The following is a 21,660-nucleotide window of genomic DNA, read 5'->3' on the forward strand; positions in this document are numbered from 1 at the left end:
CGTCAGCCGGTTATCCTGACTGCCGGGACGGCCTGCCGCGCTTTAGCCTGCGGCGGCGGCTTCCATCAGCCCAATAATATACCCGATGCCGTAGAGTCTGCCGAGCAGCTCATAGCCCGGATTGTCGTTATTCTCCCCGGCCATCGTCGGCACGTGATCCGGTCGCGCGGGCCCTGAGTACCCCACCTCGTAATACGTTCTCATCGCTTCCAGCATGTTCGTCTTCCCGTCGTCATGGAAGGTTTCCTCGAACTTCTCCGGCGTGCCGCGCACGTCTCGGAAATGGACGAAGAACAGTTTATCCTGCTTGGCGAAATCGCGGATGACCGCCTTGATGTCGTCCCCGGCCGTAGCGAGCGTTCCTTGGCATAGCGTAATGCCGTTGTACGCGCTCGGCACCAGATCGATCGCGCGCTGCAGCGCGGCCGCGCTCCGCAGGATGCGGGAGACGCCGCGGATCGGCGTAATCGGCGGGTCGTCCGGATGCAGCGCCAGCCTTACCTTGGCCTCCTCCGCGACCGGCACGATCCGTTCCATGAAATACTGCAGGTTCTCCCAGAGCTGCTCCTCCGTCACGATGCCCGCCTCCGTCAGCGGAGCGTCCTTCATGAGGCTGTGATCGTAGCTGGAGACCAGCGCGCCTCCCCTCGTGCTCGTCGTCGTCGACGTGCGGAACCAGTTGAACTGGGCCATGAAATTGTAGCAGAGCACCGGGATCCCGGCCGCCCCCATATTGATCAGGAACTTCTGGAAGACTTCGATCTCTTCCTCGCGTCCCGGCGTGCCAAGCTTGATGTGATTGCTCGGCGGCATCGATTCGATGACCGACAGCGTCAGCCCATGGTCCGCGTACCGCTGCTTCATCCGAATCAGCGGCATCAGGTCCCACGGCTTCTCGGTCTTCTCCTCCCAAGGCAAGCCTCCGACGGCGTAATTCACGTTCATCTGCTTCGCGAGCTGCCACAACCGGGACGGCTGGGAAGAGAAAAATTCCGCAAGCTGCATGAATGCTGGCTCCTCTCGTAGGGCATCGTTCTATCGTTTAACCATCTCCGGCCCGTCGGCCGCGCCCGGCTTCGGCGCGCTTTTAGGATCCGGCTTTCGCCGCCAGCTCCGTGCCCATCTTATTGATTTTGTCGTAGGCGTCTTCAATGGATTGCTGCCCGTAGGTGACGGCCTGCATCTCTTTATTGTACGTGTCTACCCATTCCGAGAAGCCGGCCGCGGCCGAATAGAACGGCAGCGCCTTCTCGACCGACAGGTCGTAGATTTCTTTGCCCAGCTTATCCTTCTCCGCGAGCGTCGGCTCCAGGTCCTTGTAGATGACCGGATTGATCGGAATGCCGCGCGTCAGCCCGAGCGTCTTGCCGGCTTCCTTGTCCGTGATGAACCAGCGCAGGAACCGTTTGGCCTCGTCCTTGTGCTTGGAATTGGCGCTGACGCTCAGGAAGATGGTCGATTGCGCCCAGCCGCCGCCGGAAGGACCCGTCGGCATGTTCACGACGCCTACCTTGCCGGGCATCAGCTGCTCCAGCGCGCTTACCGAACCGGTCGTCGCCCCCCGCGTCATGACCACGCCGGATGCCATCGGATCGGCTTGCGGGTCGTTCTCGAGGAAAGCGGCGCCTTTTTCCGCCGGCGGAACGATCTTGGCTTTGCGGAACTCCTCGTACGTCTTATAGAAGGTCATGAACAGGTCCTTGTCGAGCGTGAATTTCTTGCCCCCGTCGGACATGACCGGATCCTTGCCCATGGAGGTCTGGTAGAAGTTGAAACCGTCCCAGGCCGTGGTGTCCCCGATCGGGTACTTGCCCTCCGGCAGCTTCGCGCGGGCGTCCCTCGCCCATTGAAAGAACTCGTCGTACGTCCAATTTTGCTTCGGAAGCGGAATGCCGTACTGCTCCAGCTCCGTTTTGTTGAAGGCGATGCCCGAGGCGTTCTGGCTGAGCGGAATGCCGTACAGCTTGCCGCCGATCTTCAAGTTGTCCACGACATTCGGATCCACGATTCCGTCGAGGTCGATATCGGACAAATCCTCAAGCTGCCCTCTGGCGACGTACTCCTGAATGTACGCGGCATCCATTTGCAGCACGTCCGGGATCGACTTGGAAGCCGCCAGCGTCGGCAGCTTCTGCCAATACGCGTCCCAAGCCATGAATTCCGGCTTGAAGGTCACGCCCGCGTTCTGCTTCGCGTAGAGCGCGAGCGCGTTCTTGGTCGCTTCGTGGCGTTCGTCGGTGCCCCACCACATCATGCCGAGCGTGACCGAATCCGCGGCCTTCGTCTCGCCGCCTTCGTTGGTGCCGGCGGCGTTCCCGCCGTCGTTGCCGTTACCGTTCCCTCCTCCGTTGCTGCTGCAGGCCGTCGCCGCAAGCAGCAGCGTCAGACCCGTCAATACTAGAGCCGATGGCTTTTTTCCGCGCATAACTCGCAATCCCCTCTCGAATTCGATTCGTGATTCGCTATCCTTTCAGTCCGGTCGTGGCGATTCCTTCGACGAAGTACTTCTGGGCGAACAGAAAGATAATGACGGAAGGCGTGATGGACAGCAAGGACATCGCTAGCAGCTGACCCCATTGAATGTCGAACTGATCGATGAACATGCGCAGCGCAAGCCCTACGGTAAACTTGTCGATGGAGCTGATGTACAGGACCTGCGCGAAGAAATCGTCCCAGCTCCAGATGAAGGTGAAGATCGCGACCGTGACGAGCGCGGGCTTGATCAGCGGCAGGATAATCCGAAAGAAAATGCCGTACACGGACGTGCCGTCGATCTTGGCCGCTTCGTCCAGATCGCGCGGAATGCCGCGGATGAATTGCACGAGCAGGAAAATGAAGAAGGCGCCGCCGCCGAAGAAGTGCGGCAGCACCAGCGGCACGTAGCTGTCGACCCAGCCGAGCTTGTTGAACAGAATATACTGCGGCACCACGATCACCTGGCCGGGCAGCATCATCGTGAGCAGCAAGATCGAGAACCAGACGCCCCGAAGCTTGAACTGGAGCCGGCTGAACCCGTACGCCACGAGCGCCGCCGTGAACACGCCGCCAGTTACGTTTCCGAGCTCCATCAGGAGCGTGTTGCCGAAGAAATGCGCGAAGGTGTAGTCGCCGGAGAAATGCCAGCCCTTGCTGTAATTCTCCCACATCGGCGTCGAAGGCCAGATCGTAGGCAGCCCCAGCTCGACCGTCTTCTTCAAGGAAGCGCCGACCCACCAGATAACCGGGTACAGCATCAGGAGCGAGAAGACGGTCAAGAACAAATGGTTGGACAATTTGCCCCGCATCGAACTCATTTGGCTTTCCCCCCATCCGACTCGTAGAATACCCAGTAGCGCGAAGCCAGGAAATTAAGGACGGTCAGCGCGGCCACGATGCCGAGCAGAATCCAGGCGAGCGCGGACGCGTAACCCATTTGGTAATGCTTGAACGCCTTGTCGTAGAGGAACAACGCATAGACGTACGTCGAATTGATCGGGCCGCCCTTGGTGATGATGAAGGCCGAGGTGAAAGTTTGGAACGAGCCGATGATGCCTAGCACCAGATTGAAGAACATGACGGGCGAGAGCATGGGAAGCGTAATGCGGATGAATTTTCGGAAGCGCCCGGCTCCGTCCACCGAGGCGGATTCGTACAGCTCTTGCGGAATTTGTTTGAGCCCTGCCAGGAAGATAACCATGGTCGAGCCGAACTGCCACGTATTGAGCAGAATCAGCGTCCCAAGCGCGGTATCGGGATTCGTGATCCAGCCGACGCCTTGAATGCCGAACCAGGCCAGCACTTGGTTCACGTACCCGTCCAGGCCGAACATGTTGCGCCAAAGCGCGGCCACCGCGATGCTCCCTCCGATCAGCGACGGAAAGTAGATCGCCGTCCGGTAGAGGTTCATTCCCCGAATGTTCTTGGAGAGCGCGATCGCGACCATCAGCGAGAAGAACAGCTTCAGCGGAACCGAGATCAGCACGAAGACGAACGTTACGCTGAGCGATTTGGTGAAGGTCGCGTCATCGGTGAAGATGTTGGCGTAGTTGGACGTTCCCGTCCAAACGGGCGTCTCCAGCAGCGAATAGTCCGTGAAGGACAAGTAGAAGGACTGCGCGATGGGCCATAGCGTCAGCAGAAAAAATCCGAGCAGCCACGGGGAAATGAACAGATAGCCGGCTAAATTGGTTTCTCCCTTGTTCTTGCGCTTTCTGCCGGGAGCCTTTACCGCCTCCGCGTAGCCTGCCTGCGATAACGGTGCAGCAGTACCCATGTATCTCCTCCTCTGGGCGTTGTCATAATCCTGCGTATTTGACACTTCTTTACTCTACCGAAAGCGGTTACATGGGGAAAGGCGATGAAATTATGAAATGGTCGGATTATTTTAAGAAAGTGCCGCTTTGGGATTCGCACCGTTCCAAGCCGGCTGAATAGGGGGGAAATAATTATGCGGCGGCCGGAAAAGGCCTTAAGAATGTCGCATCGACAAATGTCCGCCCGTCCCTAACAATAGACTCGAGAGCCGGCCGCATCAGGCCGATGAACGACGAACCCCCACTATACTTTGCGAAAGAGGTGCACCGCATGAAATTCGACAATTCCGAAGATATCGTTCAGCTTACGCCGCAATGGCAAGGAGAACGGTTCCCGAACGGCCGCCCGAAGGTACCGGAGGACGTGCTGCGCCGCATGCGCAAGATCACCCTGGAGGAGGCCTGGGGTCCGCTCTGGAACAGGGGTTACGCCTTTCAATTCGAGGGGGATCTCAAAATCGTCCATCCCGACAACATCATGGTCGGCCGGGCAGTTACGGCCGTCTTGGTCCCCAAACGCCCCGATCTGCACGAGACGCTGCTGAACTACGGTCATGAGCAGGAAGGCCGCAAGGGCTTCTTCAACCAGTGGGTGATCGATTCGCTCGTGGAGGACGACGTAGCCGTCATCGATATGTTCGACAAGGTTCATCTGGGCACGTACGTGGGCGGCAATCTGTCCACCGCGATATCGACCCGTACCAAACGGGGGGGCGCGGTCATTTGGGGCGGCATACGGGATAATCAACAGGTGGCCGAGATCGAGAACATCAATATTTATTACCGGGGAAGCGATCCGACCGCCATCGCGGACGTCACGATGGTGGGCATGAACGTGCCGACGCGCATCGGCCGGGCGATCTGCCTTCCCGGCGACGTCGTGCTCGGCACCCCTTCCGGCGTCATCTTCATCCCGCCCCACCTCGCGGAGCTCACGGTCGCGCAGGCGGAGAAATCCCAGGTTCGGGACATCTTCGGCTTCGTCCGCCTCAAGGAAGGCGCGTACTCCACGGCCCAGATCGATGCCGCATGGAATTCGGCCTTATGGAACGACTTCGCTGCCTGGTTCCGCAGCGACCCGTCCGCGAAGGAGTATCAGCATCTAACATGGGAGAAAGAACTCGAGGACGCGGCAAGGCTGGACGATGGCGGCGATCATCGTCATGACGTGCGTCTGTAATCGCGACAAGGAAAAGGACCTTGGATGAACGGCTCGGCCGCTTCCAAGGTCCCTTTTGCTTGGCCTTATTTACCGACGGATTCCCGATAGTCCGTCGGGGACAAGCCAACCTTCCGTTTGAAAATTTGACTGAAGTACCGCGGGTCTTGATACCCCACCTGCTCGGCGACCTCGTAATTTTTGTAATGCGTGCTGCACAGCAGCTTTTTGGCGTTCTCGATCCGGATATGGGTCAAATGCTCGATGAAGGTTCTGCCGGTATTCAGCTTAAAGAGCAGGCTCAAGTAAGTTGGCGTCATATAGACCTTCCGCGCCGCGCTTTGCAGCGACACCGCCTGGTATTCCTGCTCCATGTGATGAATGGCCTTCTTGATGATGCTGCGATGGCTTTCCTTCTGATCGGGCAGCATGGCGCCTCTCACGCCGACGAAGAAATGGCTGACGTACGCCTTGATCTCCTCCAGCGTCTCCATCTTGACGATCGACATGACCTCGCATTTATTGCAAGCGCTGTCATAATTGACGCCCGCAAGCAGCTTCTTCTCGGAACCGATCAGCAGGCGGGCCGTCAATTCGTACATCGCCTGAATGTCGATCGGTCCTTGCTCGAGCAAGGCTTGATAGAAGGCTTCGACGGCCTCTTCGATGTCGGCATCCGTGTCGGCCGCCTTCAAGGCATCATGAAGCTCTTTCTCCATGTCCGCCGGGTAGTCGCCTGGCGTCTCGTACGGAGGAAGCTCGCTGTAATGAATGATTTTACCCGTTCCTCGGTAAAATTTGTTTTGCAGCGCGCGGGCGGCTTGCTCGTAGGATTGATGGACGTCGCGAAGACGGCTGCAGGGCTTGCCGACGCCGATGTTGACCGGCTGGCCGAAGCGCTGGCCCAGCATGCCTTGAACGGCCTCCAAATGTCCGGCGGATGCCCACGAGAACAGCAGGCCGATCCGATTCTGGTCATCCATGAACACGATGCTGCCGCGCATGGCCCGCTGCTGCAAATAATCGCGTATCTCCTCGGTGCGAGGGATGCGCTCGTGCTCGTCGGCGCTGGAGGAATCCGGCTCCAGAAGCGCCAGCGCCGGATAAGTAAAGTAGGGATTCAAATTCAGGCAGGACAAGCCTTCTTTCACATTCTCGATATTCTGCGTGCGTCCCAGAACAAGATCCTGAAGAAAGCGGTCTCTCATCCAGGTCAGGATGACATCGTCTTCGTACAGCAGCCCTTCACGAAGCATAGTCGATTTCCCCTTTATGAAAGGATGGTTGCCAGCATGCATGCCGCCAGCTTGTCCGGGGAAATTGCATCTGCGCTTCCCTTCAAGAGCTTTCCCCGGATTGATTCCTACCCCGCCGCTATTCCAAATCGATGAGCTTATAAGCGTGCATGTGCTCGATAAACGCGGCCTCGGCCGCGTCCGCATCGCCCGAGCGCAGCGCGTCGATAAGAAGGAGATGCCATTCGGCCAGCACCTCGGTCGTATAATGGCGATTGGAGAAGGCCATGAACCGCATGACTTTAGTGCGCATATGATTCCACAGCTCCAGAATGGCGTGATTGTCGCAGCGCTTGTAGAAGAACGCATGGAAATCCATGTCCAGCTCCAGAATGCGCAGCATTTCTTTTTGCTTGTTGGCGATCTCCATCTCTCCGATGATGCCGTGGAGGTAACCATAGTCCTCTTCCGTCAACAGCGGCATCGACTGCCGGACGGCGAACCCTTCGATAATTTCGCGGAGGATGAAGATATCCTTGATTTCCTTCGCGGTGATCGTGGAGACGACCGAACCTTTATTCGGAATGCCGGTGATCAAGCCCTCCTGCTTCAACCGTTCCAATGCCTCGCGCACGGGGGCTTGACTAATCTGGTATTTCCCCGCGATCTCCATGACGATCAGGCGGGTGCCCGGCTGGAGAATGCCGGCGAGAATGTCCTTCTTCAAGCCCGCATACACATGTTCGCTGATCGATTGGTTCGGATAATTCACCTGATTGCTGCTCATGGCGTTCACTGCTCCTTTCAACATTATTGATTATCGATAATCGATAATGTTGTGCGTAGCTCTTATTATAGGGATTGTTTCCGGGCTCCACAACCGTTTTTATTGTAGAAATTCGTCGCCTTCTGTAAACGCGAAAAAACCGATTCGGGATACGCAGCGGTTCCGTTATGCGCGGTCAGCGCGGATAGATGCGTGCCGAGACTAGCTCTCCTTCAGCAAACCGGTATCAACCGTCCCGAATCGCGAGATGGATCCCCGTTCCCCGGTATCGGCTGCATACTTTTTCCTTTCAAGCTTCTATAATGAGAGCGACAAGAATCGCGAAGGGAATGATCGTCCATGGTGAGCGGAACGGAAACAACGGTCCTGACGGGGACTGCGGCAGGCATGAAGCTGGAGTGGGACATTGCGAAGGACGAGGCGCGGCTGCTGACTTCAGGCCCGGATGCCGGCGGCCGGACGGTCTGGACAGGCAGTCTGCTGCCCGCATTCGAACTTGAAGCCGACGGAACGAATCTGTACGTGAAAGCGACGGCGGCCATCGCCGTACTCGGGGAGAACGGGGATTGGCAAATCGCGCTCGACTTCGGCGAGCACGGATCGGGAGTCCTGACCTGCGATTTGCCCGCATGGGGGTTTCGCGTCAAGCATCTGGAGCTCGGCTGGCTTCGCATCCCGCGCATCGTCTCGATGCAGTTCGGTACCCGGCCGCTGACGCCGGCCGAATGCCGCCGTACGCCGTCCGCCGCCTGCGTCCATTGGCCGGACTGGGCCGCGGAAGGCTACTGCGTTCCTGCAGCGGGCTCCTCGCCGACCCATTCGTTCTGGCGCTCGTGGGACATGGGGAACGCGCGGCTGCCGCTCGGCAGCTTCGGCGATGCCATGGGCACGCCGTACGCTGCGGCCTTCCCGCGCCCGCTCTACGCCGCGGCGATGGGCGGCCGGCACGGCTGGCTGGCCTTCGGCCCCGGCGAGGTGCCGGATGCGCCGCTTACGCTGCAGCTTCGATCCTCGACAGCCAGCATGCATTACGCTTACCGCGAGGATCTGTGGGGACCGGGAACAGCAGCCAAGCGCGTCTGGGCCGAACCGCTGAGGCTCGCTTGGGGCGGCACCGGCTATGATGCGCTCGGCGCGCTCTTCGACAGCTTCGGCCCGTTCGAGACGAAGTCTCCTCGGCATCTCCGTTCCTTCCTCTGCACATGGGGCGATTTCAAGGAAGGACGATTCGACCTGAAACGATTCGTGCAGCGGGTGTCCGGCGCCACGCCGGCGGACATGGTCATTCTGGACGATTCGTGGGAGACGTTCGTCGGCAGCGCCGAACCGGATTACGCGCTCTTCCCGGACTTCGACAACGATCTGGCGAATATACGGGAGCATGGATTCGAGCTTGCGTTCTGGCAGAGCGTCGGCTGGACGGACGATCCCGCGGCTCAGGGATTGACGAAGGACGATCTGCTGTGCGGCCCGGACGGCGAACCGCGCGAGTGGCGCTGGTCCGGCAGCCCGTTCGGCGGCAAGTTCCACTATCTGCTCGATCCGAGCTCCGAGCGGACGAGAAGGCTGGTCACCGCGCGCACGGAACGCTTGGTGAAACGCTGGAAGCCCGCGGCGCTGAAGCTCGACTTCGGCTACGGCTTCCCGGGGCCGGATGCGGCCGTTCCCCGCGATCCGGCCTTTCGCGGCGAGCGGCTGGCCTACTCGCTGCTGAAGCTGGTTCACGACGCCGCCAAATCCGTCGATCCGAACGTGACCATCATCTACTACGGCATTCATCCGCTCATGCGCGCCGTCTCCGACTTGGTCAGCATCGACGATCTGGGAGACGCCGGAGACAGCGCGGCGCACGAGATTGCCGGCCATAACCAGCGTTGCCTGTGGGCTTCGCTCGCGGCGAGGCACGGCATGGCGGTCAATACGTCGACCGGCTATTACTGGAAAGCGCTCGGCTCGATTCTGCTCGATACGGCCGTCGTCGGCGTCAACGGGCTGACGCTCGGAGAAACCGACAACGACGGCCATCGCATGGAAGCCGCCGACCGTAACCGCTGGACGGCGCTGCAGAGCTGGCATCGGCGCACCTGCGGCTGGAAGCCGCTGTGGCTCGACGCCGATCCCGGCAGCCTCAAGGGCGAGCCGTGCCTCGTCTCGTGGGGGCGGCTGGAGGCCGAACCGGTTGGCGCTCATCCACATAGCGCTGGACTGAATGCGGTTACTCCAGTTGACGCTACTCAGAAAGTAATTCGTCCGGAGGGCGCCGGGCCGGACGCCCGACTAGACGGCAGCGCGGCATCCCGGCTTACGGCGCTTGCCCTTCGCTGCGAGGGCGAGACTGCCGTCAGCTATCCCGTCGCGGGTTCGGTCTCGTTCACCGGCCGCTGGGCCCTCATCGCGCAGGACGACCGCGACCTCGCGGATTCGGCCAGGGTCGCCTGCATTCCGTTCGCGGCCGGCGAGCTGCGGCTGGATCGTCCGTTCAGCCGGGTGCATGTCTATGCGGCGGAAGGCGGCAAGCTGAGGCTCGAGCGCACAATCGCCGCCGCCGACCTGCCGGAACGGAAGCTGATCGCAACGGAAAGCGAGCTCGATTCGATTGCCGGTTTCCTGATCGAGGAATAAGCGAGGAGGTCCGGTAACCTGACAGCAAGACAAAAAGAGCTGTCCACGGCAGCCACTTCATGCGGCCTACCGCGAACAGCTCTTTCGATTCTAATCAACCAATGACATGCATTTAAGACCGATACAGCCCCCGGTCCTCCGCCTCGCGATGCCATACCTGCATAAATCCCGGTTCGCGGTTATCCCACGCATAATACGGGATCAGCTCGCACGGCGCGCCCTCCGCGGTGCGGCCGTGCAGCACGGTTACGCCGCCGAGCAGCTCGCCGCGGTGTTGAACGGCAAACGCCGCCTGCGCGTCCAGCGCGAAGGCATCGCAGCCAAGCTCGGCATTGCCGGCCTGCTCGGCGCAGTACACTACCGGCCCGCGCTGAATGGCGATTCGTCCCCGATTCGCTTCCACCTCATGACGGGAACGGACCGCCTCGACGGGCATATCCAGCTCCAGCTCGATGGTATCGCCCGGTGCCCACTGCCGCTTCAGGACGAGATAACCCTTCTGCGCCAACGCCTCGACACCGCCGACCGCCTGCCCTTGCACGGCTGCCCGATAGCCCTTGCACCAGCCCGGCAGACGCAAGCGCACGGCGAATTCCCCGGCTTGCTCCGGCGTAACCGCGAGCGTGATGCGTCCGTTCCACGGGTAAGCCGTGGACTGGACAATCCGCACCTTACGACCGCCGTTCAGCTCGACGGTCGTCTCGCTGCCCATATATTGATTGACCGTGATTCCGTCCTCCGCCTTGGCATACGCATACTGGCCGATCGATGGCAGGAAACGCGCCAGGTTCGTCGGACAGCAAGAGGTATGGAACCATTCGACCCGATGGTGCTCGCCCTTGGACGCCAGCGGATTGACGTAGAAGAACCGGTCGCCGGACAAGGAGATGCCCGACAGCGCGCCGTTGAACAATTCCCGTTCCACGATATCCGCGTACTTCCCGTCGCCGTGGAGCAGGTTCATCCGGTGATTCCAGAACGCCATCGCGATCGCGGCGCAGGTCTCGCAGTAGGCCGATTCGTTCGGCAAATCATAATCATGCGTGAACCCTTCGTTGTGCACGGACGGCCCGATGCCGCCGGTCACGTACATGTTTCGCTCCACCGTGTGCGCCCATACGCGGTCCAGCGCATCCAGATAAGCGGGATCCCCGGAGGCAAGCACGACGTCGGCCATCGCCGTGTACAGATACATCGCGCGGACCGCATGCCCTTTCACTTCATGAATATCGCGGACCGGAACGTCGTCCTGGCAGTATGCCGGACCCCAGTCCGGCTTATCCCAGATCGCGCCGACGCCGTGGCCATGGCCGCGTTCTTCCAGCAGCCAGAGCGCCAGCTTCCAGTAGCGTTCTTCTCCGGTCGCGCGGAACAGCTTCACGAGCGCCAGCTCGATCTCTTCATGCCCCTCGGCCCAGTGGCGCTTGCCCGGTCCGAACAAGGCATCGTAATGGTCGGCCATGCGGCAGGCCACGTCCAGCAGCCGGCGTTTGCCGGTCGCTTGATAATACGCGACCGCGGCCTCGATCAGATGACCGCCGTTGTACATCTCGTGCTTCTCCATATCGGTCCATTTCAGGTCAGGCGCTTCCACCGTGTAATACGTCGACAGATAGCCGTCGCTCTCCTGGGCCGCTTCGATCAAGCCGATAATCCGATCGACCTCCGCCTCGAGCTTCGGATCGCGGTCCGTCATCAGCGAGTAAGCGGCGCCTTCCAGCACCTTATACACGTCGGAATCGTTATAGTACATGCCCTCGTATTTGCCTTCGGCCAAGCCGCCCGCCAGCGCGAAATTCGCGATCCGGTTCGTCTCCTCGCATTTGCGCAGGCAGACGTCGATCGTGACGTTCTTCAGCGCCTCCAGCCGCGGACGCCAGAAAGCATCATCGATACGCACGGCGGAGAAGGGAACGCCCTGCCAGCCCTTCACCGTATTCTCTACCTTCGACATGCTTGCATGCCTCCTTATCTAGTCGTCGTCCATGAACAGACGAATGCCGCATTCCCCGACCTTTCGAGGAAGCTGGCGAATGCTGCATTCTCCGACCTCCGTCGGCGAACGCAAACCAATCGTCTTTTCCTTTATCCTTTCAAGCCCGTCAGCGTAATTCCTTCCAAGAAGTAACGCTGCCCGACCAGGAATACGACGACGCACGGCAGAACGACGGTTGCGGAAGCCGCCATGAGCAGGTCCCACTGCGCGGTGTAGCTGCCCTGGAACATCTGCAGGCCGAGCGCGAGCGTGAACCGGCTGTCGCTCTTCAAGTAAATGAGCGGTCCCATGAAGTCGTTCCACGAGCCGAGAAACGTAAACAGCGCGACCACGATGACAGCGGAGCGGCTAAGCGGCAATAGAATGCGCCAATAGATCTGAAAATAATTCGCCCCGTCCACGAAGGCCGCCTCGTCGAAGTCCTGCGGAATCGTCAAGTAAAACTGGCGGAGCAGGAAGATGTTGAAGATCCCGCCGCCAAAATACGCAGGCACGATCAGCGGATAGAACGTATCGTAGAAGCCGAGCTCTTTCCAGCCGATAAAGCTCGGAATGAGCGTCACGGCCGCCGGCAGCATCATCCCCGTCATGAGCACGGCGAAGATCATATCGCGTCCCTTCCAGCGAATCCGCGAGAAGCCGAACGCCGCGACCGTACTCGAGACGACCGTGCCGAGCAGCACGCTGAAGACGATGATGATCGTATTCGTGAAGAACGTGCCGAACGGCAGCACCGTCAGGGCTTTCTTGAAATTCTCGAAATGGAACGGCTTCGGAATCCATTCCGGCGGCATGATGAAGATTTGGGACAAGTCCATCACGGAGCTGCGCAGCAGCCAGACGAACGGCACGATGAACATCACGGACACGATAAGCAGGGCGACATACCCTGCGGTTAGCTTCAGCCTGGACTCTCTCATGATCGATCCCCCTCGTAATGCACCCAGGATTTCGACGTCTTGAAGACGATAAAGGTGAAGATGAGAATAATGACGAACAGGATCCAAGCCAGCGCGGAAGCGTAGCCCATCTCCGTATCGCGGAACGCGGTCCGCCACAGATAGAAGACGAAGAACATGCTTTTGTTATTCGGTCCGCCCTGCGTCAGGATATACGCCTCGCTGAACACCTGGAAGGAACCGATGATCGTCATGATCGTATTGAAGAAAATCGTCGGCGTCACCATCGGAATGGTAATATGCCGCAGCTTATGGTACCAGCCGCCGCCGTCGACGTCGATCGCCTCGTAATATTGCTTCGGAATGCCGGACAGTCCGGCCAGGAAAATAATGACCGTGCCGCCGATCCCCCACAGCGTCGTGAGGACGATGGACGGAATAACGCTCTTCTCCCCGAACAGCCAGCTGCTCGTCGGCAGATGAAGCCAATCCAGCACCGTGTTGACGAGCCCGAGATCCGGGTTCAGCAGCCACAGCCATATCATCGACGAAGCGACCGCCGGCACGATGCTCGGCAGATAAATAATCGTCCGGAACATGGAACGGCCCTTCACGTTCATATTCAGCAGAAGCGCCAGGAGGAACGAGATGATAATGACCGCCGGCACGCGCAGGACGACGAAATAGAACGTTGCGCCTAGCGATTGGTAGAACAGCTCGTCTTTCCCCGAGAACAGCTTCGCGTAATTGTCGAATCCGATAAAAGTCGTCTGGTCCTTAAACACGTTATAATCCGTCAAGCTGAGATAGAAGCTCGCAACCATGGGACCCAAGGTATATATCAGAAAGCCGAGTATCGCCGGCGACGTGAACAGCAGGCCGTAAAACAACGCCTTCCGCTCTCTCTTGCTCGTGGTGCCTTTCTTGCGGGCGCGGGCGGTTTGCCCGTCAACAGCCGAAATCCCCATGCCAAACCCCTCCTGTCTATGGAAAAGGCAGCGCTCCATGCCGGAGCGCTGCCCCCGATAGCGGCCGTCCGCGGCTGCGGACGGCCATGCCTGACTCCGCCGGCGGCATCCTGGCGTCCTGCGCCTAGCCGGCGGACGCGAGCGAACGATCTACTTCACGTCGCGGCGGCCTTGTACTTGCTCCTGCGCTTTCGCGGCGACCGCATCCAGCGCTTCCTTGGCCGACTGCTTGCCAAGCCATACTTTATCCATGGCGGGATTGATGACATCCATGATCTTGTTGAAGTTCTTCACGTACGACGTCGGCGTCGCGTGACTGTGGTTCAGCAGCATGTCGATGACCGCGCCTTTGTAGCCGGACGGACGGGATGGCAGGTTTTGCGTCCATTTCGCCAGTTTGTCCGCATCCGTGTACCAATCCTTATGGGACGGCATCCAAGTGCCGGCCGTGATCACGTCCAGCGAAGCATCCGGATCGATCAGCGCCTTGAGCAGCTCCCACGATTCCTGCGGGTGCTTGGTCGACTTGAAGATCGAGAACATGCCTGCCACGATGGTCGTTACCGGCTGTTTCAACACCGGCATCGGCGCCACGTTGTAATTGAATTTGGACTGCGCGAGGCTCGCGGTTGCCCATTGCCCGTCGAAAGCCATGGCGACCTTCTTCGTCTGCAGCGCGACGTTCGTACCCGGGATGTTCTTCGATTGCAGCGGGGACGGCGCGACATGGTACACGTTGATCAGATCGGCCATCTTCTGGAGCGCCTCGACCGCTTCCGGCTGGTTAAGCGCCAGCGTCTTGCCGTCGGCAGAGAGGAAATCCCCGCCGTTCGAATAGATAAAGTTGCTGTAGACGCCCCACCACGTCGGCAGGTTGATGCCGAATTGCTTGATGCTCTTCGGATCGAAGCCTTCTTCGGTCGCGTTGCGGCCTTTATTGTCGATCGTCAGACGCTTCGCCACGTCTACGAATTGATCCCATTTCCACGCCTGGGCAGGGTCTGCCGGCGGCGGCTCGATGCCCGCGGCCTTGAACACGTCTTCGTTATAGTACAGCACGAACGTTTCCGGACCCGGTCCGATCCCGATCACGTTGCCGGGCTCCGCGGAGTACGTAATGTTCGGCACCAGCGCGTCGGGCGTGACTTCCGTATCCGCGCTCAGGTAATCCTGCAAGTTGACGAACTTGCCTTGCTCGGCAAGCGGATACGCGATCGTAGCCGATTCCATCATGGCCACGTCCGGCTCGTCGTTGCCGGCCACCATCGTCGTCAGTTTCGTATCGTAATCGGCGCTGATCGCCTGAAATTCCACGTTAATGTTCGGATGCGCCTTCTCGAACTTCTCGATGGCGAATTTGTAAGCCGCGACTTCGTCCGGCGCGCCCCAGCCCGTAAGCCGAAGCTTGATCTTCTCTCCGCTGCCCGCGTCGGCCGACCCTGCGTTCTCGTCCGCGCCTGCGCCGTTGCTTCCGGCGGCATTCGTATTCGCATTAGAATTTGCATTGGCATTCGTGTTGCCGCTGTCCGACTTCGTGCAGCCCGACAAGATAGCGATACTCGAAAGCATGACGACCAAGAGCACGGAAACGAATTTCCATTGTTTTCTTACCATGAATAGCGAGCCCCTCTCTGCGTTCATCCTCATTGGCTCATAGCTGCAGTCTATGATGATCTTATTGTAAGAGAACGGTAACGCTTTCAAAACCCGAGCATTTTTAGAATGGTGGACTATTATTGGGTCTTGTGCGGAAGATGGATTCTCACGCTCGTTCCTTCGCCCGGCACGGACTGGATGGAGATGCCGTATTCATCCCCGTAAGCCATTCGAATGCGCGAGATTGTATTCTTGATGCCGACGGATGCGGATTCCTTGTATAGGATCGCGTCGATGCCGTCCTTGCTGATGCCGCGGCCGTTGTCGCGAATCTCGAAATACCGGCTTGTTCCTTCCGTCCAGCCGCGAATCTCGATAAGGCCGCCTTGCTCCAGGCTGCTGAAGCCGTGAAGGATGGCATTTTCCACGAACGGCTGAAACAGCAGCCTCGGCAGCTTTTCTTCATAGAGCGCGGATTCGATATCGTACGCAACGACGAATTTCCCCTCGAAGCGGACGGCCATAATGTAGAAATAATTGCGCATCCATTCCAGTTCCTCCGAGAGATGCACCGCGCCCCAGTCTTTACGGGACGTATAATGCAGCATATTGGACAAGCAGACGAGCATGTGGCTGAGCTCCTTCTGATTGTTCTCGATCGCGGTCCAGTTCATGATATTGAGCGTGTTGTACAGGAAATGCGGATTCATCTGCATGTTGAGCGCATGAATCTCCGCTTCCTTCTCCTTCAGCTTGATCTCGTAATTCTCTTTGACCAGCAGGTGGATACGGTCGTTCATCCGATTGAACCGCTGCGACAGCAGGCCGAACTCGTCGTTGCGGGCGACCTCGACGCGGGTCTGGAAATCCCCTTCGCCCACGGACCGCATCGCGCTCATCAGCTTCTTGATGGGACCGGTCATTCTGGCGAGGATGAAATACGCGAACAACAGCGCAACGATGATCAAAGCCAGCGCGCTGACGATCGTCGACGTGCGGATGACGGGAACGAGGTTGCTCACGAGCGCCGACTGCGGCGTAATGACGATCGACATCCAGCCCGTCACCTCCGAGCGGTCGAAGCAGACGATCTGGTTCTCCCCGCCGAGCTTCAAACGCCGCGTTCCGCTCTTTTGCTTGCTTAGCGCATCGAGCCAGGCTTGCTCGTAACGCTTGGTGATCTGCGCTTTGTCGCTCGAGGCCACGACGATATTATCGGGGTCCAGGACCATGTAGGACGACCCCGTCGGGATGCTCTTCTCGAACAGCTGATCGAGCACCGTGGATTTGTAGCTGATCGTCAGCACCGGACGCTCCACGTTCGGCTTGAGCTTCACCATCGTGCTGTCTTCCATGTGGGAAAAGTTCAGCAGCCGGGTCGCGGAGAACAAATACCGGTAATCGATCGCCCCCTCCGTCAACCAAGGCTGATCGAACATGCGGATGAAGTCGTACGTCGGATACCAGACCATCTTGCCCGCCGCCTTCACGGCCTCCTTGTACACCTGCGACTGCGTCGGATCGCCCTGGGGCATGGCCCGCGACAAGCCGAAGCTGAGATACGACGTCCACAGCTGGGCGTTGTAAACGTCCTCGTCTTGGGAGAAATATTTGCTTAGAATCGCGGATACCTGGCGGTCGGCCGCGATCAGCTCCTCTTCGCGGGACGGATTAAGCTTGTTGAAGATGTTAAATAGATCCTTGTCCACGAACAGCGCGCGGCTGTTCTGATCCGCGATGCCGAGCTTCGTGTCGATCACGTCGTTGTTCTTCTGGACGACGGCATAGACGTTCTTCTGCGCCTGTTCGGTGACGACGTTCAGGCTCGTCCGATAGAACAGCGTGCTCAGTATGAAGAGCGGCAGCGCGATCAGCGTCAGGTAGCTGAGCAGCAGCCTCATCCGGAATGTCATGGCGCCTCCTCGTTCCCGGCGTTCGGCCGCGCCGTATGTTTATAAGCTTCCGGAGACAGTCCGACCTGCCGTTTGAACATCCGCGTAAAATACTTCGTGTCCCGGTAGCCGCACTGATCCGCGATTTCGTATATTTTCAGCCGGCCTGCGGCGAGCAGCTCCTTGGCCCGCCGCATGCGCGCTTCGGTCACGTGTTCGGAGAACGAGCGGCCCGTCCGGCTTTTGATTAACGTGCTGAAATACGACGCGTTGAAGTGAAACTGCACCGCCGCCATCTCCAGCGTAATGTCCGCCTGGTAGTTCGCCTGGATCCAGCTCAAGCAGGTGTCCACGACGAACTCGCCGCGGCCCTGCTTGCGCTCGGCGAGCGAACGCTGCACGGCGTTCAGGCACTCCAGCAGCAGCTCCATCAGCGCGCTGCTGCTCGGGCACGCTGCAATATCCGATGCAGCCGCGCCGGTGAGAACGTTTCCAACCTGCGGGTCGACGATATCCCGGGTGCGGCTCTTGATCTTCATCAGCATGAGCGCCGCATGATCCTTCATGAGCTTGGGCTCGGCATGTCCCTGCGCCGCGAGCTCCCGGAAGGCACGGCGGCACAGCGCCTCGGCCGCTGCCGGCGTCGGTTCCTGAAGCGCCTCGAACAGCTCTTCCCCGTCGAGGCTGAAGGCCGCGCTTGCCGACTGCGGAATAAGCGCTTCGCCGAAGACGACTCCCTGCCATTCGTCATGGAAGGCGAAGCCGAGGGCAGTCCGGGCTTGCCGGTACAGGGAAGGGATGTCGGCATACTCGCCGCTGCCCATGCCTTCTTCTCCAGACGTCGGCATGGACCCAATGCCATGGCGGATGATGCCATGCTGCCGCCAGGCATCCGTTATCGCGAGCAGCGCGCCGCGGAGCTCCTCCTGCCGCAGCGGCTTCGCAAGCTTCAGCGCGGTGACCAGCCGCATCGCTTGGTTCGGCTCCGTCTGCAGCGGAAACACGCAGGCCTGTCCGAATGCCGAGGCCAGCCGGCTCAGCTCTTCCGTCAGCGCCTGAAGCGGCATCGACTGCGAATCCGCTTCCTTATCGCTATCGCCGCTGTTGCGCGGCTTCGAGATCATCTCGGTCGGACGCTGCGGCTGCCGGTTGATCTCTGTCACGATCAGGACATCGACTTCCCGCAGCAGCTCCCAATCGTACAGTCCTGCCCGCTCTTCGGCCGGCAGCTCGCCGGCCAGCCACTGATGAAGCAGCCGGCTTCGGTAGGCAGGCGAAGCCAGCTGCAGCCGCTGCAGCATCTCGGCGGACGCTTCCCGCTCCTGCAATTCGGCCGCGAGCTGCTGCTCCAGCCGCTCCAGCAGCGCATCCACCTTGCCGGTATCCACCGGCTTCAGCAAATAATCATAGGCACCGTGGCGAACCGCGGTCTGGGCGTATTCGAACAGATTGTACGCCGATACCATGACGACCTTCGTTCTCAGCTCTTCCTCTTCCAGCCGCTTCAGGAAAGTCAGCCCGTCCATGTTCGGCATCTGAATATCGCTCAGCACCACGTCGGGCAGCTCCGCGCGCACGCTCGCAAGCGCGGTTTCCCCGTCCTTCGCCGTCGTGACGCGCGCATCCGGGCGCATCGTCCGGAGCATGTGAACCATCCCTCTTACATGCCGGGGTTCATCGTCTACGATGAGAATGTTCATCCCGATCTCCTTTCAGCCTGTCTGACCTCTTGTTTTCTTCATACAGTACTACGTCTGCCGGGCGTTGGATAGGGAATTTTTCAATAGGATTTATTTCCCACTGTCGCTAAAACGGCCTTCTAAGTGGCTCATGCCGATGGAATGCATAATTCGCGGCGCGTTCCACATACTACCATTTTGACTGGAACTTATCATGAACGGGCCGGCGGGAACCGGCCCATCGGGGGGAGTCGCCGTGCGATTCAAAGACGTTTTCTCCATCATCGGGCCGCCGATGATCGGGCCGTCAAGCTCGCATACCGCCGGCGCGGCGCGCATCGGGCGTGCGGCGCGGCAGCTGTTCGGGCCGCTTCCGAAGCGGGCGGACGTCATTTTCTACGGCTCGTTCGCCGCGACGTACGAGGGACACGGCACCTACGCCGCCATTGTCGGCGGCCTGCTGGATATGGCGACGGACGACGTCCGCCTGCCGGATTCACTCGCGATTGCGGAGCAGTCGGGGATGCAGGCGGACGCCATTACGGGAAAAGGGCTGTTCCCCCATCCCAACACCGCCGAGCTGCATCTGTACGCGGACGCAGGCGATGAAAAGCCGGCGTTTACATTGGTTGGCACTTCCATCGGCGGCGGCAATATCGAGATCGTCGACATCGACGGCTTCAAGGTGAAAATGACCGGCAATTATCCGACGCTCGTCATCCAGAACGCCGACGCGCCCGGCATGATCGCCATCGTGGCGCGGCTGCTGCAGCAGCACGGCATCAACATCGGCACCATGTCCGTCGACCGCAAGAGCCGCAGCGGCGAGGCGATGATGGTCTTGGAGACGGACGAGGATTTCCCGCCGACGCTGCGAGGCGAGCTCGCCGCCTATGACGAGATCCATTCCGTTCGTTTCGTTCATATCACGTGAGAGGAGCGCGATTCCATGCATTTCCGAACGCTGCGGCAGCTCGCCGAGCAAGCGGAAGCCGCCGGATTGTCCATCGGCCGGTACATGCTGCAGGAACAAGCCGGGGAGTCCGGCAAGACGCCCGCAGAGGAATTCCAGCAGATGGCGACATACTACGGGATCATGAAGGATGCCGTCCGCCGCGGCTTAACGGAGGACACGACGTCCCGCAGCGGGCTCACCGGCCAGGATGCGAAGCGGATTCTGGCTTATCGCGGCGGAGCTGCGACGCCTAGCGTAGAAGTGCCGCCTATTGCAGGGGCGGCGCCTGGCGCGGATGCCTCGCCCGGCGCGAAGGCGACGCTCGGCGCGGGATCGCCCCCCCATGCGGAAGCGCCGCTTGGCGCGGAAGTGCCGCCCGGCGGGCACACGCTGCTCGGCGACGAGGCAAGCCTCGCGATGAGCTACGCGCTAGCCGTCTCCGAGGTCAACGCCTCGATGGGCCGCATCATCGCGACGCCGACCGCCGGCTCCTGCGGCATCATTCCCGGCGTCTTCGTCAGCTGCCAGGAGCGGTTCGGCTGGAGCGACGAGGACATGACGCACGGTCTCTTCGCGGCGGGTGCCATCGGCTACGTCATCGCCAACAATTCGTTCGTCTCCGGCGCGGAAGGCGGCTGCCAGGCGGAGGTCGGCTCCGCGATCGGCATGGCCGCGGGCGCACTGGCGGACATGCGCGGCGCGAAGCCGACGCAGGCCATTCACGCCGTCGGCCTGGCGCTCAAGAATTCGCTCGGCCTCGTCTGCGATCCCGTCGGCGGCCTGGTGGAAGTGCCCTGCATCGTCCGCAACGGCTTCGGCGCCGTCACCGCGCTGGCCGCGGCCGACATGGCGCTCGCCGGCGTGCGCAGCGTCATCCCTTCCGACGAAGTCGTCCAGGTCATGCTCGAGGTGGGCACCGCCATGCCGGACACGCTGCGCGAGACCGCCAGAGGCGGGCTGGCCCAGACGCCGACGGGGCAGCAGATCATGAAGGATTTGCGGAAGAAGAAGTAGCGGGGCAGCGCCGCACTTCCTTGCCTTCTTCCCTTCTTCCCCGCCACCGCTGCTTTCCTGACCGCACTTGCGACATGAATGTTCCAGCATTGTCTCCCTCAACGCAAGAAAAAGGCGCCCCCTCCGCAGCCGGAGAAGAGCGCCTCTTCTTATCCCTTAATAGAAACCGTCATACCCGCCGTACCCGTAGCCGTCGTAGCCGCCATACCCGAAGCCGTCAAATCCGGTGAACAAGCCAATCGCCAGCAAATCAAAGAGTACCAAGGGGAGAAGCGCCTTCGTCTTGACCGTCTTCCCTTTTTCCTGCACAAGCACCACGCGATTGCCCGAAATTTGCGCCAATGTCCCCGTCACAACCGTTCCGTCCTTCTTGACCGCGTAGATCTTCTTGCCTGTATACTTCGCAAGCTCTTTTTTGCTGATCGCCATCCGCCATTCCTCCCATTTGGGTACCTTTGAATCTAGTACTCTATTAATCTATTCCGGCACGCAGGAGGGTGACTGGGATTTCATAGAATCGGGCGGATCGAAAAAAGGCGCTCCCGAAGGAACGCCCAAACCGAAGT

The 21,660-nt window shown here is 59.9% G+C and carries 17 protein-coding genes; 4 read left to right on the plus strand and 13 right to left on the minus strand.

All coding sequences use genetic code 11. The features are described from left to right. Positions 1 to 42: 42 nt before the first annotated feature. The 4 genes from GT003_RS26390 to GT003_RS26405 form a co-directional block, all read right to left on the minus strand. Positions 43 to 1,005, minus strand: coding sequence for a mannonate dehydratase (locus GT003_RS26390; RefSeq protein ID WP_161703640.1), 963 nt, complete (start codon positions 1,003 to 1,005; stop codon positions 43 to 45). Between the two features lie 82 nt (positions 1,006 to 1,087). Next, positions 1,088 to 2,425: an ABC transporter substrate-binding protein gene (locus GT003_RS26395; RefSeq protein ID WP_161703642.1), complete on the minus strand. Its 1,338-nt coding sequence runs from the start codon at positions 2,423 to 2,425 to the stop codon at positions 1,088 to 1,090. Between the two features lie 37 nt (positions 2,426 to 2,462). Further along, a complete protein-coding gene (locus GT003_RS26400) occupies positions 2,463 to 3,293 on the minus strand; it encodes a carbohydrate ABC transporter permease (RefSeq protein ID WP_161703644.1) in 831 nt (276 codons plus the stop codon). Next, on the minus strand, positions 3,290 to 4,252 hold the full coding sequence (locus GT003_RS26405; RefSeq protein WP_161703646.1) for a carbohydrate ABC transporter permease: 963 nt from the start codon (positions 4,250 to 4,252) through the stop codon (positions 3,290 to 3,292). The genes GT003_RS26400 and GT003_RS26405 overlap by 4 nt, the downstream gene beginning before the upstream one ends. Before the next feature lie 311 nt (positions 4,253 to 4,563). On the opposite strand from GT003_RS26405, the gene GT003_RS26410 reads away from it, so the two are divergent. Beyond that, positions 4,564 to 5,472 (plus strand): RraA family protein, encoded by a 909-nt coding sequence (locus GT003_RS26410; RefSeq protein WP_161703648.1) that lies wholly within the window; start codon positions 4,564 to 4,566, stop codon positions 5,470 to 5,472. A 65-nt stretch (positions 5,473 to 5,537) separates the two neighbouring features. On the opposite strand, the gene GT003_RS26415 is transcribed toward GT003_RS26410, so the two are convergent. Then, entirely contained in the window at positions 5,538 to 6,707 is a 1,170-nt protein-coding gene (locus tag GT003_RS26415; RefSeq protein WP_161703650.1) for a helix-turn-helix domain-containing protein, read from the minus strand. A gap of 118 nt (positions 6,708 to 6,825) precedes the next feature. Next, positions 6,826 to 7,473, minus strand: coding sequence for a GntR family transcriptional regulator (locus GT003_RS26420; RefSeq protein ID WP_170312348.1), 648 nt, complete (start codon positions 7,471 to 7,473; stop codon positions 6,826 to 6,828). 339 nt (positions 7,474 to 7,812) lie between these two features. On the opposite strand from GT003_RS26420, the gene GT003_RS26425 reads away from it, so the two are divergent. Then, complete coding sequence (locus GT003_RS26425) at positions 7,813 to 10,095, plus strand: alpha-amylase family protein (RefSeq protein WP_161703652.1); 2,283 nt, start codon at positions 7,813 to 7,815, stop codon at positions 10,093 to 10,095. 112 nt (positions 10,096 to 10,207) lie between these two features. Here GT003_RS26425 and GT003_RS26430 read toward each other — a convergent pair whose 3' ends face one another. From GT003_RS26430 to GT003_RS26455, 6 genes are all read right to left on the minus strand, one after another. Further along, positions 10,208 to 12,049 (minus strand): glycoside hydrolase family 127 protein, encoded by a 1,842-nt coding sequence (locus GT003_RS26430; RefSeq protein ID WP_161703654.1) that lies wholly within the window; start codon positions 12,047 to 12,049, stop codon positions 10,208 to 10,210. 131 nt (positions 12,050 to 12,180) lie between these two features. After that, complete coding sequence (locus GT003_RS26435) at positions 12,181 to 13,011, minus strand: carbohydrate ABC transporter permease (protein WP_161703656.1); 831 nt, start codon at positions 13,009 to 13,011, stop codon at positions 12,181 to 12,183. Continuing rightward, positions 13,008 to 13,958, minus strand: a complete 951-nt coding sequence (locus tag GT003_RS26440; RefSeq protein ID WP_161703658.1) for a carbohydrate ABC transporter permease — start codon at positions 13,956 to 13,958, stop codon at positions 13,008 to 13,010. The genes GT003_RS26435 and GT003_RS26440 overlap by 4 nt, the downstream gene beginning before the upstream one ends. A gap of 150 nt (positions 13,959 to 14,108) precedes the next feature. Beyond that, positions 14,109 to 15,572, minus strand: coding sequence for an ABC transporter substrate-binding protein (locus GT003_RS26445; RefSeq protein WP_161703660.1), 1,464 nt, complete (start codon positions 15,570 to 15,572; stop codon positions 14,109 to 14,111). Between the two features lie 119 nt (positions 15,573 to 15,691). Then, positions 15,692 to 17,467, minus strand: a complete 1,776-nt coding sequence (locus GT003_RS26450; RefSeq protein ID WP_161703663.1) for a cache domain-containing sensor histidine kinase — start codon at positions 17,465 to 17,467, stop codon at positions 15,692 to 15,694. Next, positions 17,464 to 19,146, minus strand: a complete 1,683-nt coding sequence (locus tag GT003_RS26455) for a response regulator transcription factor (RefSeq protein ID WP_161703665.1) — start codon at positions 19,144 to 19,146, stop codon at positions 17,464 to 17,466. Before GT003_RS26455 ends, GT003_RS26450 begins: the two co-directional genes overlap by 4 nt. Positions 19,147 to 19,381: 235 nt before the next feature. Between GT003_RS26455 and sdaAB the strand changes: the two genes are divergently transcribed. After that, the gene (gene sdaAB, locus GT003_RS26460; protein WP_161703668.1) at positions 19,382 to 20,059 is read left to right on the plus strand and encodes an L-serine ammonia-lyase, iron-sulfur-dependent subunit beta; all 678 of its coding nucleotides are present in this window, start codon (positions 19,382 to 19,384) and stop codon (positions 20,057 to 20,059) included. A 15-nt stretch (positions 20,060 to 20,074) separates the two neighbouring features. Continuing rightward, on the plus strand, positions 20,075 to 21,094 hold the full coding sequence (gene sdaAA, locus GT003_RS26465; protein ID WP_161703670.1) for an L-serine ammonia-lyase, iron-sulfur-dependent, subunit alpha: 1,020 nt from the start codon (positions 20,075 to 20,077) through the stop codon (positions 21,092 to 21,094). A gap of 156 nt (positions 21,095 to 21,250) precedes the next feature. Here the strand turns inward: sdaAA and GT003_RS26470 are convergent, their stop codons facing one another. Next, on the minus strand, positions 21,251 to 21,523 hold the full coding sequence (locus GT003_RS26470) for a 50S ribosomal protein L33 (RefSeq protein ID WP_161703672.1): 273 nt from the start codon (positions 21,521 to 21,523) through the stop codon (positions 21,251 to 21,253). Positions 21,524 to 21,660 lie beyond the last annotated feature (137 nt).

The sequence above is a fragment of the Paenibacillus sacheonensis genome (genome assembly GCF_009909195.1).
Classification (GTDB): Bacteria; Bacillota; Bacilli; order Paenibacillales; family Paenibacillaceae; genus Paenibacillus_Z; species Paenibacillus_Z sacheonensis.

Bases quoted from the DNA above. Each gene is read 5' to 3' on its own strand.
- GT003_RS26425 (WP_161703652.1), top strand. From the start codon at position 7,813: ATGGTGAGCGGAACGGAAACAACGGTCCTGACGGGGACTGCGGCAGGC.
- GT003_RS26400 (WP_161703644.1), bottom strand. From the start codon at position 3,293: ATGAGTTCGATGCGGGGCAAATTGTCCAACCATTTGTTCTTGACCGTC.
- GT003_RS26445 (WP_161703660.1), bottom strand. From the start codon at position 15,572: ATGGTAAGAAAACAATGGAAATTCGTTTCCGTGCTCTTGGTCGTCATG.
- GT003_RS26410 (WP_161703648.1), top strand. From the start codon at position 4,564: ATGAAATTCGACAATTCCGAAGATATCGTTCAGCTTACGCCGCAATGG.
- GT003_RS26420 (WP_170312348.1), bottom strand. From the start codon at position 7,473: ATGAGCAGCAATCAGGTGAATTATCCGAACCAATCGATCAGCGAACAT.
- GT003_RS26470 (WP_161703672.1), bottom strand. From the start codon at position 21,523: ATGGCGATCAGCAAAAAAGAGCTTGCGAAGTATACAGGCAAGAAGATC.
- GT003_RS26395 (WP_161703642.1), bottom strand. From the start codon at position 2,425: ATGCGCGGAAAAAAGCCATCGGCTCTAGTATTGACGGGTCTGACGCTG.
- GT003_RS26435 (WP_161703656.1), bottom strand. From the start codon at position 13,011: ATGAGAGAGTCCAGGCTGAAGCTAACCGCAGGGTATGTCGCCCTGCTT.
- GT003_RS26405 (WP_161703646.1), bottom strand. From the start codon at position 4,252: ATGGGTACTGCTGCACCGTTATCGCAGGCAGGCTACGCGGAGGCGGTA.
- GT003_RS26415 (WP_161703650.1), bottom strand. From the start codon at position 6,707: ATGCTTCGTGAAGGGCTGCTGTACGAAGACGATGTCATCCTGACCTGG.
- GT003_RS26390 (WP_161703640.1), bottom strand. From the start codon at position 1,005: ATGCAGCTTGCGGAATTTTTCTCTTCCCAGCCGTCCCGGTTGTGGCAG.
- GT003_RS26430 (WP_161703654.1), bottom strand. From the start codon at position 12,049: ATGTCGAAGGTAGAGAATACGGTGAAGGGCTGGCAGGGCGTTCCCTTC.
- sdaAA (WP_161703670.1), top strand. From the start codon at position 20,075: ATGCATTTCCGAACGCTGCGGCAGCTCGCCGAGCAAGCGGAAGCCGCC.
- GT003_RS26440 (WP_161703658.1), bottom strand. From the start codon at position 13,958: ATGGGGATTTCGGCTGTTGACGGGCAAACCGCCCGCGCCCGCAAGAAA.
- GT003_RS26450 (WP_161703663.1), bottom strand. From the start codon at position 17,467: ATGACATTCCGGATGAGGCTGCTGCTCAGCTACCTGACGCTGATCGCG.
- GT003_RS26455 (WP_161703665.1), bottom strand. From the start codon at position 19,146: ATGAACATTCTCATCGTAGACGATGAACCCCGGCATGTAAGAGGGATG.